We start from the raw sequence: 12,380 nt of genomic DNA on the forward strand, positions 1-12,380 counted from the left end.
CTTCATTAGGCCTCCATTATGAGGCAAAAAAGTGTCTACGAAACCCGGGTCTATTCAAATAGCCAATTAAAAGTAATGCTATCGGTACTGAAAGAGACAATAAAGTAATTATCTTATCTGATAGGAATCTTGTGCCCATCATGTCTTGATAATTGATTGTTGAGTATACGGCTAATGGAATGTGGAATGGTAAAATAAAAATACAATATGCGAATGAGAGCACACCAGTCACTGCGACAGACCAGTTCTTGCTATAAGTATCGATGTATTTAACTGTCATAGTAATCTTCCTGATTTTATCTGAGCCTTTTGCTGGCCAGATTGTAAACCTCACTGTGCTCCCGCTTGCCTACGGCGACCACAGCAATGATTAATTCATTGTCAATAACCTGATAGACCAGTCTGAAGCCAGACGACCTCAATTTTATTTTATAGCATCCAGGCATGCCCCGAAGTTTAGCAGAAGGGATATGAGGATTTTCTGCACACTTCTTCAGCTTCTTTGCAAATTGCTGCTGAACAAACTTATCGAGTACATTCCATTCCTTGAGAGCGTCAGTTCTGAACTTCACCCGATAAGTCATAGGTAACTATCCAGATCCACATCATGCAATGCCTGTTTACTGCGTTTGGTAACCAGTTTAGCGAGCTCTTCCTCGTCTATGTATTCGAGCATCTGCTCATAGAGTTCAGCCGGCACGCAGTAAAAAGCAGGTTGGTTATGGTTCAAAATAGCCACGGGAGAACCGGCGCCTGCATTGACCGTGGCCATAGGGTTTTTCTTCAGCTCACTGATGCTGGCTGTTGTATCGCTGTGAATGATGTTTGGCATGACCTCTCCATTAGTGAGACTGATTTACAGGTCAGATTATAACATAAAATGACCTGTATTTAAGTCTTTTTATGGATGATGTTTCACACTATTTAAATCCATCAGCATCTCCTCCAGGTTTGGCTGCATCGACCCTCTTCAGCCCTGGAGCATGACCAGCCTTGCTCTCGAAGCCTGCAAACATGCTGCGCGCGGACTCAACAGCACCCTTCATCATTTGTGCGGCTTCTCGACCGCCGAGCCATGAAATAACATAATCAGGCATATAGACCTGAAGGCTGAAGGCGGATGACACGAGTGAAGTACACGTTCGGGCATAAATCATCAGAATCCCTATAATACTTGCAAGTCCTGTAAATGAATCAGCCTGATCATTCGCCAGTGCTGGCGTGATGAGCATGTTAAGAAGAGTTCCTATGGCCACGACAACCAGACTGGCAAAGAAAAAACCAAACACCATCAGTGACGGTCTAATCGCAGCGTCGATCAAGAAAATGTAGCCATAATTAGCTCGGCTCCCCTTATCTTCCTCTGTGCCTATGTGTGTTGATGCCCACAGTGAGCCCGCTGTGGTTCCAATAAATACGCTCGCAAGCCAAGATGTGCAGGCCGTTATCCAGTAAATTAATGGGATAAAAGGCAAGAAGATGGATAGAGAAAATCCGACATTCAGCAATATGAATAAAATGAAGTATACGACCGGGGAGATAGATCCCATCACACTTTTGGCTATATATCCTGCACCTGACACGGTATTTATGACTTTAGTTAATCCATTGCCATCCGCACCAGCCCAATCAACTGCTGCTTTAGTGGCGGTAAATACTATGAAGGTGGTTTGAGCAGAAACCAGCGTGTAATCACCAATTGCTTTCATTTTGAGCATTGGATTAACTTGTGCTGAGGAGTCATTTCCATCGCTCATTACATTTTCAATAATTTTACTGGTTAGCTTCTGGCCAAAAGGAAGCACTTTCCTGATGGCGTCATTAGCATTCTGAACGTCGTCAATATTCTCATTACCAGCAACATTTGCCGACCCTAATGGTGGAGTGAAGGTTGAATTTTTACGTTGTGCCTGCAATGCAATCTGGATCTCTGACTGGAGTCTTCCTATTCCAACTTCACCAATATTAGACGGCCCGGTAACTATAGGGCTTTTATTCGCGATGCTATTCACCTTTTGATTGGCTGTAGCGAATGACTGGTACCAGGCACCGAGCGAAATCCAGCCGCTTTGTTTCAGATAGTTTGCGAGCTCGCTGCGGATTGTACCTTCATTGTCCACGCTTGCTGTTGCTGCAGTAATCGTGTCTTCATACTGGCGTGCCGCCTGCTGAATCTCCGCTTCTGCATCCGGAAGACGGCCTTGCCCTCCATCCTGGTAGCTACGCCAGGCGCTGACAAAGTTATCCGCGCTCTGTGAGAGCGAGCTGTTCATCGCGGTGAAGGCATTCATCTGGGCATTTTCGAGCGGGCCAGAATTTATCGGAACGCTAAAAGAGTACCAAGAGCCGCTATCCGACGTTTCCGGCAGCTTTGCGCTGCCGCACAAGGCGCTGCCGTTTGAAATGCGTATCTCACGACCGTCAGAAGACCGCTGCTCAGACATCGGCGGCGTGCTGCTGCTACCGACCTGATGCATTTCTGCCTGTTCGGTGTTCATCGCCGCCTTGCACAGGTACATGTCAAAAATGCCCCGGGCGGCTGTGATGGTTTCACCGGCAACGGGCTGCATAATCATGGACTGTCCGTCCATAATGACGTCTGCCGCTTTATCGGTGAGTAGATTGGCGCTTCCCACGCCCATTATCGATGCCATCCATAAGAACGCGAGATTCGAAATGGACCAGCCAGAAGGTGTGGGTACCAGTGCCATAAATCCCGCCAGCGATGAGACGGGCGCCATCATGGTGTTACCACGGCCAAATACTTTACCGCGGTTTCCGGTCAGTACCGTGGCGCGTAGGGTAACCCCCATAAACCAGATGAACGCCAGACCAGCGATAATAGCGTTGAACACGCCATAAAGCTGGCCGATGAAGCTGACGTTCTGAGGCTGCAGCGGGTTATTCACCACGTCGCCATAAACCATGATAAGCAGCTGGCGTGAGAGGTCGGTGGACCGTGTGGCCGCACCGCTAATCGTGTCGTAGTTGATATTGTCTGCAAATGCCGGTAATGACAGACCGACCAGCACACAGGCGGCCAGTAACAGTAGCAGTCTTTTCATATTGGTTTCCGTAACGAACAGAATGCGCATCCGAAGGATGGCAGAAGGATAAGGTCAGAACGGGGCACGCCAGCTGAAGAGTTCTTTAAGCCAGGTGCCGGTTGCCCGCCACTGAGTAAACGATCCCAGTTCCTGGCTGAGAAGTTGCCAGAGGTGAAACTGGTTTTGCATGGCACACACAAACAACATGCCGGCGAAGGCGGAAATCATGAACATCAGGCTGAACATACGCATCAGCAGCACCCCGGAACCCGGAGGGGCTGCAAGGAGTGTTCCCACCGGTAGCAAAATGACGATGCTTACGGCCACGATGAACATGGCCAGCCAGATCCGTTTAGCCAGTAGAAAACGGCGCATCAGTGATTCTCTGCTGTGACCACTGGCGGCCACGGCTTCGTCAAAAGTGAGAATTTCTTTTTCTCTCTGTGCGGCTTCAGGCCACAGACGGCGGAACCGCTCCGCATTTTTCTCAGCCGCATACCGTGCAGCATTTACCATGCGACCGGCCTCCCAGAGCGGGAGGATCAGATTGGCAGCAAACCAGGCTTTCTTTCCTATTTTCTTCATTGGCGTGTAGCTCCGGCGGCGGCCTGCTGCAGTTTCTGAGCCAGGCGAGGTTCATAGTACTGGGCACCCTCAAGACTCAACTGCTGGCCAGAGATAATGGCGTTCTCCTGCAGCTGCTGCTTGATGCCTAACAGTAGGGCGGTCTGAAGGCTCTGGATTCGAATGGATTCACGCAAAAGGTTGTCGCCATCCATAGCCTGCAGGTCGGTCTGGTAATCGGTATTGGCGTACCGGCGATTGACTTCGAAGGACTCAAATTCACGCAATGACATCATGCCGGTGCGCTTTGCTTCGGCTGAGGCATTCTCATCAAACCAGGCTATGCTCGATGGCGTCTGGAGTGTTTCGGCCAGAACGTCTTTCGTGGCTTCATTAGGCTGACTGGCAGCGACCATCGCCAGCTGAGGTTGCTCAGCTGCGCTTTGTATGGCGTCATGCTCTGTCATCATCCCGATGTACTGACGACCGCTGTCGGTTTTCACTTCTCCTTTTTTCAGCGCTCGACCGGGACTGCGGCGGACTGAGTTTTTAAGGTACATCATCGCCGCATCGGTCTGTTCCTTGGTGAAGGTCAACTCAGGGGCTTTATCTTCAGGGCCGGCGCCAGCCAGCAGCGAACGGACTTCCTTATCTCCGCCCGGTAACGCCGATTCCCCGCTGCAGAGGTCACCCCAGGCATCCGCATCTTCTTTCGTGCAGTAGTTTCGGTGGATTTCTGCTGTGGCAAAAAGCCCCTTTTCAGGGGCGTCGGGTTTAGAAGACAGGGCCTTTCTGATGGCGTTGTTCTGGACACCGCCACCACTGGAAAGCGCTGACTGTTTCGCGGCCGACTGACGGGCTACCTGCGAGGCCTGCCCGGAGGCAGACTCACTGCAGATGCTGTCCGGCACGGTGTAGCTGCGCCTGGCTTGCTCCAGGTTTTGCACCTGCTGCGCATAGGTGGCGTATTGCTGCATGTTCTCCGTTGATTGTTGGATCATGGCCGCAATCTTGTCGTTGCCGGAACTGATGGCGCCGCCAATCTGCTGGTTGGTTGATAGAATAGTGCCCAACGTGCTGTTGGCCGCACTCAGCTGCGGAACTACTTCGGTGGTGATAGGACGACTGCTCGTCACCTCCACCGGATAAGCCATCGCCTGTGTAGCAGACAGCAGCAGGCCGCCGATGGTGACGGCCAGGAGTCGTTTTTTTATGGGTTTCGCCTTAATCAGATTTGCAGGCCGCGTGCGGCAATCAGCTCGCTGGCCAGTCGGTTAATTACGTTGCCGTGATCGGTTTCACGCGCTTCCTTTTGACGCAAGTCGATGAGATTGATGGCACTACCTGTCGGGAAGGCTTCAGCCAGAATGGCTCTGGCTTTTCGCCCGTCGAGCCGGTCATACAGTTGGTCACGCAATTCGGCATCTTTCGGGGTTGAGTTGAGTGCCCACAATTCCTTTGGCCTGAGGGTGTTTTTAAGGATCTGGAGCACATTCCCTGTTTTGAGGCGAAAGCATGCCAGAAAGTGGGTACCACTGCCGTCTGGTGCCGCCCCGGAGCCGATATGACGGAACGCCTGCGCGGTATGCACCGGCACGCCAAAGTGTTCGGTTAGCAGTGGCAAATCTTCATGGCTGACCTGCATCAGATAGAGACTATTCGCTGACCTGAGTATTTCAGGCGGGAAGTGGTTCAGATACTGAGAACTCAGCACGGTGCGGATGAAGAATTTGCGGTTCTCGAGGTCCTGAGTGACCAGCTTATTGATGATAAACGGAATGTCCTTGGCGTTGTGCAGCTCATCATAAATCTTGGTTTTCACCTCCTGGGACAGTTGGGTCAGCCGTTCGTGGTGGAACGGCTGGTACATTTCCGGCAGTTCGCGCATTAGCTCATTACGGTATTGCGGCAGCTCAAAATGCCCGGCAGCTAGCTGACCGGCGTAGAGATACATAAGACCTGTTTTGACCTGCCCGGCCCGCGTTTTACCGCCGACTACGTTGTTCAGATCAATGGCAATAACACGTGTGTCAGGGCTAAGTTCAAACACTGTACGGCCCGAAAGCATTTTATAAGTGCGTAAGGCATCTGACAGGCAGCGGCTGATATAAGAAAGAAGTGTTTCCCCACTGCCATCACGGGTGATGGTGCCGTACTACACCCGCACATCCTCGTCATTCAGGTACACCTGCAGGTCACTCAGCTCCGGCATGGCCTGATAATGCGCGCGTGTTGCCGCTGCCAGTTCGCCCCGGAAGAAAAGTAAATCCCTGACTTCATACCATGTGGCTTTAGACCACCAGGTACTGTCGTACGCGAGGCGAATACCCGTTTTATCCAGTGCTTCATCGACAGATGGCTCAAGCGTCGGGGCATAACGAACAGGGGCAAGGCTGGCATTCGTCTCATAGGCCTTGCCGATGATCATCCCCAGTATTTGCCTGCAGTCCTGTGAGTTCGGTGGTGTACCGGTGTCCGGATTTACACACAAGATTTCACCGATGTTTACCAGATATTCGAGCTCCGGGGTGATCGGATATTTCATTCCGAGCTGAACATCGAACGGGTTTTTGCAATGCTGCCGGCTATTTTCCAGTACCAGTCCTATCACTTCATGCTGGCGGGATTTCGGCAGCGCATCGCGAATGAGTCTTACCAGACCCTGAGCAGAGAAACCTTTATCGACGTAGGACAGAAACGGCAGGTTGCTCTGTCCGGAAAATAGAATGGCTTCGCTGAGCGCCCCCAGGGCCACGGATTTACCCGTGCCGGGTTCACCTGCGACTATCTCCGTGAATTTTGTTTGCAGGTTACTGGCCAGTTTCACAGGAAAGGGCTTGCCGTCAGGGGTAGCAAAAACAATGCTGGCATCATCTGGCCAGGGAGTGGCCGGACGCTGCAGGGGAAGTAAGGCAAGGGCTGCTGAGAGGGGCGGATACATTAACGACGGGATGCTAAGGGCGTTCGCACCTACCAGGGTTGACGCCCAGGCCCGCACTGGATCTCCAAATGTTCCCGTTACTTCACACACGCCCCACGACTGAAGCCCCTTCTGAAGTAGAGTACAATTTCGTTTTGCTGTTTCCTTATCACGGCCACAGGTGCTGGCGCAGATGGTCATCACGCAAACCGGCTCGCTTTTATCCACCTATTCCAGCCACTGAACGGAATCATAAACCGGGCGCAGTGGTGGCAGCAGGCCAGCCAGGCCCAGGATGGTTTCCTTCCCGCCGAGCGCCTTCATACCGCCCGGCATCAGGTCCATACGGATACGCCAGGGCAGGTGGCGGTTGATTTTGTCAAAGAGCTGACTGAACGTCTCCGGCTGCTGAGGGCCAAGAGAAAGCGCCAGCGTGGTGTGCCAGTGATCATCAACATGAATGAAGCTGCCATCGATGGCTGGTTCACTGTTGAATAACTGATAATGCAGATGAGGCGCGAGGAGCACCGAATGGTCGTTTCCTTTTGGCCGGCCATGTGGCCACTTTATATCCCCGGGCAGATACGGGCGCCAGGAATCTGAGGTACTTTCGCGTTCGATCTGTTCACGTAACGAGAAACCAAATTCATGGGCATTCATCAGCCGGATTCGGGTACCGAAGTCGCCTTTACCAAACTGTTTTTCCAACGTGGTGATGAACGTGTCGTGGCGAATTTTCAGCCCTTCCAGCTCCTGAAACACAGGATTCTGGCCATATCGCGCTCCCGGGCTTTGTTTCAGTAAAGCGTCACGTCGCTTTTCTTCATCGCGGATTTCGGTAGAGGAGAGTGCTTCGCGGGCGGTATAGACCACCAGGAATGCGCGCTCCCGGGCGATGAAGGGAGCCATTTTCTCAATACGTTCATCCAGAATATCGGTCAGGTTGAGCCCCATGCGCTTCAGACTGCGGTACTGGTGAGCCAGCAGTTTTTTCAGTTCAGCTTTGGCTTTGCCGGGATCACATTCGAAGACAAAACTCAGTTTACGACCCGGTTCTTTAAACTCGCTGTTTAACAGCTTTGTCAGGCGGTCGATGTAGTTACTGAAAAGCGCTTTATTCCGCTTTTCTTCTTCCGTGATGGCCGTATCTTCATTGAAAGTACAGTAGGTCCCCTCGATTTCGAACACGCTGGCATAGTGGCCTTCCTCTGTGAGGAATATATACGGAGAGGACATTCCCGGGCGGCGCTTACGATCGTCATCGGTCAGGCCTATAGTGGTGCGAAGATCGCAGTAACGTGTAAAGTCCTGCCCCAGCGCATAACGCGAGGCCCAGGCAATAGCTTCCTCCACGCATTCCAGCGCGGTGACCAGTGGATTTTTCATGCGAATGTTCTCTGATAGGGCCGTCAGGACTGGCGGCAATGCTGGTTATACAAGGACGTCCATTGACCTGGTGTAAGACTCAGGCTGAACGACCTGGCGGCGATAATGTCCGGGTTGGGAATGAGTGCAACATGGCGCAGACGTTGTTGTAGCGACTCACGCAGTGCGGGTGATGACTGCTGCAGCGCCTGTCCAAATTCGCCCGGATGGCTGGTTCCCCAGAATCGTTCCGTCTCAGCCCGGTGTGCGGCAAGCCAGTTGAGGATCATGGCCGCACCATTTTGCTGGCGTTCATCCCCGTCACGCCGGGCGGTAATCACCGTTCTTATCAGCCGGCTGATGTCAGCAGGCGCGAGCTCAGGCAGGTAAACCATCACGCCATCGTTGGCGCCCAGACGATTCAGATGGCGGCTGCAGAGGCATACGCTACAGCCGACAGTGAGATTATTGTCGTGCGTGTTTTCCGGATTGCCGTCACGAAATGCCAGTCGATTACTGGCACTGACGTGCCCGCAGTATTCTCAGGCGTTGCCGGTGAGTTTCGCCGCCCGCCGGTACAGAGCGGGATCGTGTCCAGTTTGTTCATGCCCCCAGACCTGCTGCTCAATGTCAAAGTGCTGATAACGGATAGCTGCAGTCAGGCGCAGATGTGTAACGCCGTGACGAGACCAGCGCCGGCAGGCTTTAGTGAGAGGTTCAAACAGCTTGATCCCATCAGTTTGCTCTGGCGTCAGTTTTTGAAGCTGTTCGCTCAGAGGTGCCAGTGGGATTAGCCAGACGTTACAGTTGTAACCAGCATCGGCAGAAACACCACAGTGATAAAACTCAGGGAGCAGTGGAAGAAGCCACTGGCTAAAGGTACTGGCTTCCGGGGCCTTTATGCTCAGGGATGGAAGCGATGTATCGCTGTCGTCTGGCGGACACGGCTCCAGCTGAACGGGAAAAAAGAAACTGACTGCTTCCGGGAATCGGTTCAAGGTGACCTCCTTTAAGGCAGGACCCCGGCGCTATCGCGCCGGGGTATGAAGTTAACCCACGTCAGTCGGGTTCAGCTGAATGGTGCTCTGACCTTTCTTGATGAACTGGTCAATGGCAATCATGATGCAGCCGGCACCGATACAAGTCAGGACCCAGCCCCAGCCAATCTGCGGGTTCTTTTTCTTGGCCACCCAAAGGGCGACGCCAATAATGACAAGCCCAATCCCACCAAATTTCGCCAGTTTCAACAGGCTTTTCCCGGAGTTATCGGCACCTTTGGCCACGTTGTCGAGCATCCCAAAAATGTCGTCATCAGCATGAGCAGGCAGCGTCAGTGCACCCAGGAGTGCGACAATCGGAGCCAGAAGACGTTTACCCAGAGAAGAAGCAGCCAGCCACAGGCGTACGGAAACGGACAGTGTGAAATTACGCATTGTTAAAACCTCTTTTGTTTATGGAGTTAATTCCAGCTCAGATGCAGCGTTTGTTGGAGTGCGTCGAGCAGTTGTGGATTGCAGGCCAGGAGAATGCCGCAGATGAGGATCACCATGCCTGCAGAGACATCTTCTCGGGCAGTCAGGCCTGTGTGGCCATCGACCAGAGAGCGACGGACACGAGATATGCCCATGAAGAAAAACATCACCCCGACCGCACGCAGCAGGGTGAGAACGGCATCGATGGCGAGCTTGGCCTGACCCATGGACTCCGGGGCGTAGGCGATGGCATCAAAGGAAACATCGCCAAAACTCAGGGTATGGGAGGCTTTATTCATCATCTGCTGCAGGGCGATGAGAGCACCGCCGAGGCAGACCGATGCCAGGGCTTTAATCCCGCTGCCTGGTTTACCGGTGCGGACTCGTTGGGCGACGGAGAACAACGTGAAAATGCAGCCGCCCAGTCCGAACATAAAACCCAGAGCCAGGATCAAGCGGATACCGCTGGTTTTCAGACCGTCGGCGACCTGAACCAGGATTTGAATGGCGTCCATTAGCCCCCCTGGCGAATGACGCCCCTGTCAGTTGTGACGGTGCGTGCAGTGGCATTAATGCTGCGGATGGTCATGCCGTTGATGTTATCGCCGGCTTGCACCGACCAGGTGGATCCTCTGTGGGTTATCCAGGCCATGCCCGGGTAAATGGTATGTACCCGCCAGCCCTGTACGCCAGTACTGCGCTGATTGTCAGTCCCTGTTCGTGCAGCTGCTGTACGGTGTGTTGATGCTGATGTCGATTTAACGACGGTACGTTTTACTGGTTTGCTGACGGCTTTGACTGGGGCGGTCGTACCGGTTCCCATAGCCTTCATTCGTGCTTCAAGCTCTGCCAGACGTCGCTCTGCATCACTGACGCGACTATCCAGTGCGCTTATCCCTTGCTGGTTTGCCTCGCTGGCCTGCTGCAGTGCCTGTGCATCTACTGGAGGTGCTGATGACTGAACAGGCTCAGTGTGTTGAGGTGGCTCCGGTGCTGGGGCAGGTGCCGATTCGGGTTTAGGTGCGGGGGCCTCTTCCTCTGTTGGCGCAGCCACAGGTGCGGCCTGATGGTCAGGAACAAAGGCACGCTGAGGTGGTTCATCCGGCCAGACGGCGTAGACAAGAAGTGCAACCAGTACGCCGCCGGCAATCAGCAGCGTGCTGAGGTCATACCCCATAAACTGACGTTTATTTTTAGGGTTCTCGTCTTTGGCAGGTGCCTCAGATGCTTCCTCTTCGGGCTCCGGATGAAGTTCAGGCAACGGCGAGGTTGCGGGCTCAAGGTCCGAATCGAAATAGTTTTCTTTCATGGCGTTTCTCTTCAGGGATGTAAGGCGGGGACCATGCGGCTGGCGGGTTGCAGTCTGATAGCTGCGGGCTCATCACGGGTCTTAATCACTTTGTCACTTTCTTTTACAGCAGACATGAACAACACGGCGATGCTCTGGCCACGATCGACAAGAACCTGCTTCACCGGGAGTTTCTGCGCGTCCTGGCTTACCACCTGACCCGCTTGTTGGGCTGCGCCGCCGAGGATGGTACCGGCCACTGCTTTACCGTCAGGCATACCCACGCGCCCCTCAAGGGTGTTGTAACCGTTGCTCAGGATTTGCGTATTGGCACTGGCATACAGCTGACCGCCTAATCCCAGACCATGCGCCAGTGCCGGCAGCAGAATGCGTGTTGTATAGCGGTTGTTGACTGACGATGCGACGGAGGACTGCAGCGTATCCGGCATAGCCGCCCAGGCATCAATACGCCAGGTGTTGTTATTCCAGTCCATGTTGGTGAAATGGATAGTCACACCATCGCCGGCGAGCTGGACACCATTGGCTGTTAAGGTGGCGCCGGCATACGGGCCTGCCGGAATACGGGCCAGCACCTGAGAGCTTGTGTTATCGGAATCAATCGCCGTCTCAATCAAGCCGCCCGGACGACTGCCGACAGGAATAACAATGCGATCAGGCACTGTGCCGCCTGAACCTGCAACACTCCCGGTTTGCGTCGAAGGAGAGAGACTGTCCGTCCATCCGGAGAAGGGACTCGCTGCAGCCACACCTGGTGCGCCTGCGGTCTGTGCCGTCTGGCCCGGGGCTTGTCCTGTCACGCTGGCCAGTTGACCGACCGGAGCGCCACGCTGGGCTACGAGCTCTTTGAGTAACGCTTTCAGCGCTTTTTTACGGTCCGGATCAAGCGACTGCGCCGGAACATGCTGAGGCGGCGGCAAAGGATTTTCTGCCCGTGGAGGCGGTGGCGTTGGCGGTGCCTCCTGTGAAATTGGCGGAACCTGGCGCACGGTACCGGAACAAGCCGAGGCGATAAAACTGGTGTTATTCGCCATCGCCTGCTTAGCGCCTTCTGCATTGTTCTCTCTGAGCAGCGTCTGGTACTGCGGGCTTTCTGCTGTTGCTTTTCCAGTTCCACCGGCAGTTTTATCCACGCTGATGTGTGTCACTGCCTCAGGCGGAGCATTGAGCCAGGACACCAGTATGAAAAGAAAGGCAACGGCAGCGAAGCCACCAATAACAATGATTAAGCCGGTTTTCTTCACGTCCCGGCGGGCGTCTTTTTCTGCGGCCATGATTACTCCAGAGATAAGGTCATCCAGACCGTTTTACCGGCATGAGAGAAAGCCACTTCAGGGGTCAGTGGCAGTTTGTACAACCAGGTCCCGTCGCCAGAGGCCAGTGTCTGTTCGAAGGCATCACGCAGCTCACTGCGGGTGCGGATGTACAGGTCGTCTCCCATCTGCCAGACCTGTGTATCCGGTACAGCCCCTTCGGTTTTCAGCCTGCGGGCATCTTTAGGGGGAACGCCATCGAGAAAGGCCTGCAGCGTTGGGTCATTCAGGCCAATTTTTGATTGAGGTGCCGGCATCTTTTTCGCCTGTGGGCCGCGCTGTGGGATGCGCAGATCCAGACGGGTATCAATGACGCGGGATTTGGCTGTGTTACTGGCCTCACCGCTGGTGACATCCACGATGATTGGCACGGCCAGCGGTAGAGTCTTAGGA

Annotated in this window: 15 protein-coding genes; all 15 read right to left on the bottom strand. The window is 53.7% G+C overall.

Going from position 1 to position 12,380, the window contains the following annotated elements; all coding sequences use genetic code 11:
- Nucleotides 1-296: 296 nt before the first annotated feature.
- Nucleotides 297-584: a type II toxin-antitoxin system RelE family toxin gene (locus BBW68_RS14165; protein ID WP_070135841.1), complete on the bottom strand. Its 288-nt coding sequence runs from the start codon at nucleotides 582-584 to the stop codon at nucleotides 297-299.
- Complete coding sequence (locus BBW68_RS14170) at nucleotides 581-832, bottom strand: type II toxin-antitoxin system Phd/YefM family antitoxin (RefSeq protein ID WP_070135842.1); 252 nt, start codon at nucleotides 830-832, stop codon at nucleotides 581-583. Before BBW68_RS14170 ends, BBW68_RS14165 begins: the two co-directional genes overlap by 4 nt.
- Nucleotides 833-920: 88 nt before the next feature.
- Nucleotides 921-3,065 (bottom strand): DotA/TraY family protein, encoded by a 2,145-nt coding sequence (locus BBW68_RS14175; RefSeq protein ID WP_070135850.1) that lies wholly within the window; start codon nucleotides 3,063-3,065, stop codon nucleotides 921-923.
- A gap of 54 nt (nucleotides 3,066-3,119) precedes the next feature.
- Nucleotides 3,120-3,632 (bottom strand): conjugal transfer protein TraX, encoded by a 513-nt coding sequence (gene traX, locus BBW68_RS14180; RefSeq protein WP_070135843.1) that lies wholly within the window; start codon nucleotides 3,630-3,632, stop codon nucleotides 3,120-3,122.
- Nucleotides 3,629-4,765, bottom strand: coding sequence for a conjugal transfer protein TraW (traW, locus tag BBW68_RS14185; RefSeq protein ID WP_276325394.1), 1,137 nt, complete (start codon nucleotides 4,763-4,765; stop codon nucleotides 3,629-3,631). Before traW ends, traX begins: the two co-directional genes overlap by 4 nt.
- A 74-nt stretch (nucleotides 4,766-4,839) precedes the next feature.
- Nucleotides 4,840-5,661: a hypothetical protein gene (locus BBW68_RS20010; protein ID WP_245675284.1), complete on the bottom strand. Its 822-nt coding sequence runs from the start codon at nucleotides 5,659-5,661 to the stop codon at nucleotides 4,840-4,842.
- A 105-nt stretch (nucleotides 5,662-5,766) separates the two neighbouring features.
- On the bottom strand, nucleotides 5,767-6,759 hold the full coding sequence (locus BBW68_RS20015; protein WP_245675285.1) for a hypothetical protein: 993 nt from the start codon (nucleotides 6,757-6,759) through the stop codon (nucleotides 5,767-5,769).
- Complete coding sequence (locus BBW68_RS20020) at nucleotides 6,760-7,917, bottom strand: hypothetical protein (protein ID WP_245675286.1); 1,158 nt, start codon at nucleotides 7,915-7,917, stop codon at nucleotides 6,760-6,762.
- Nucleotides 7,918-7,940: 23 nt separating this feature from the next.
- On the bottom strand, nucleotides 7,941-8,294 hold the full coding sequence (locus tag BBW68_RS18555; protein ID WP_222563098.1) for a hypothetical protein: 354 nt from the start codon (nucleotides 8,292-8,294) through the stop codon (nucleotides 7,941-7,943).
- Nucleotides 8,295-8,438: 144 nt separating this feature from the next.
- On the bottom strand, nucleotides 8,439-8,894 hold the full coding sequence (locus BBW68_RS18560; protein WP_148127710.1) for a hypothetical protein: 456 nt from the start codon (nucleotides 8,892-8,894) through the stop codon (nucleotides 8,439-8,441).
- 51 nt (nucleotides 8,895-8,945) lie between these two features.
- Nucleotides 8,946-9,329 (bottom strand): DUF6750 family protein, encoded by a 384-nt coding sequence (locus tag BBW68_RS14200; RefSeq protein ID WP_070135846.1) that lies wholly within the window; start codon nucleotides 9,327-9,329, stop codon nucleotides 8,946-8,948.
- A gap of 26 nt (nucleotides 9,330-9,355) precedes the next feature.
- Complete coding sequence (gene traQ / locus BBW68_RS14205; protein ID WP_070135847.1) at nucleotides 9,356-9,883, bottom strand: conjugal transfer protein TraQ; 528 nt, start codon at nucleotides 9,881-9,883, stop codon at nucleotides 9,356-9,358.
- Entirely contained in the window at nucleotides 9,883-10,677 is a 795-nt protein-coding gene (locus BBW68_RS14210; protein WP_070135848.1) for a hypothetical protein, read from the bottom strand. Before BBW68_RS14210 ends, traQ begins: the two co-directional genes overlap by 1 nt.
- Before the next feature lie 11 nt (nucleotides 10,678-10,688).
- Nucleotides 10,689-11,948: a conjugal transfer protein TraO gene (traO, locus tag BBW68_RS14215; protein WP_070135849.1), complete on the bottom strand. Its 1,260-nt coding sequence runs from the start codon at nucleotides 11,946-11,948 to the stop codon at nucleotides 10,689-10,691.
- A gap of 2 nt (nucleotides 11,949-11,950) precedes the next feature.
- Nucleotides 11,951-12,380, bottom strand: a 430-nt coding sequence (locus tag BBW68_RS14220; protein WP_222563099.1) for a DotH/IcmK family type IV secretion protein, incomplete at its 5' end; no start/stop codon positions are given.

The organism is Candidatus Erwinia dacicola (genome assembly GCF_001756855.1).
Classification (GTDB): Bacteria; Pseudomonadota; Gammaproteobacteria; order Enterobacterales; family Enterobacteriaceae; genus Erwinia; species Erwinia dacicola.

Bases quoted from the DNA above. Each gene is read 5' to 3' on its own strand.
- BBW68_RS14165 (WP_070135841.1), bottom strand. From the start codon at position 584: ATGACTTATCGGGTGAAGTTCAGAACTGACGCTCTCAAGGAATGGAAT.
- BBW68_RS14170 (WP_070135842.1), bottom strand. From the start codon at position 832: ATGCCAAACATCATTCACAGCGATACAACAGCCAGCATCAGTGAGCTG.
- BBW68_RS14175 (WP_070135850.1), bottom strand. From the start codon at position 3,065: ATGAAAAGACTGCTACTGTTACTGGCCGCCTGTGTGCTGGTCGGTCTG.
- traX (WP_070135843.1), bottom strand. From the start codon at position 3,632: ATGAAGAAAATAGGAAAGAAAGCCTGGTTTGCTGCCAATCTGATCCTC.
- traW (WP_276325394.1), bottom strand. From the start codon at position 4,765: ATGGCTTATCCGGTGGAGGTGACGAGCAGTCGTCCTATCACCACCGAA.
- BBW68_RS20020 (WP_245675286.1), bottom strand. From the start codon at position 7,917: ATGAAAAATCCACTGGTCACCGCGCTGGAATGCGTGGAGGAAGCTATT.
- BBW68_RS14200 (WP_070135846.1), bottom strand. From the start codon at position 9,329: ATGCGTAATTTCACACTGTCCGTTTCCGTACGCCTGTGGCTGGCTGCT.
- traQ (WP_070135847.1), bottom strand. From the start codon at position 9,883: ATGGACGCCATTCAAATCCTGGTTCAGGTCGCCGACGGTCTGAAAACC.
- BBW68_RS14210 (WP_070135848.1), bottom strand. From the start codon at position 10,677: ATGAAAGAAAACTATTTCGATTCGGACCTTGAGCCCGCAACCTCGCCG.
- traO (WP_070135849.1), bottom strand. From the start codon at position 11,948: ATGGCCGCAGAAAAAGACGCCCGCCGGGACGTGAAGAAAACCGGCTTA.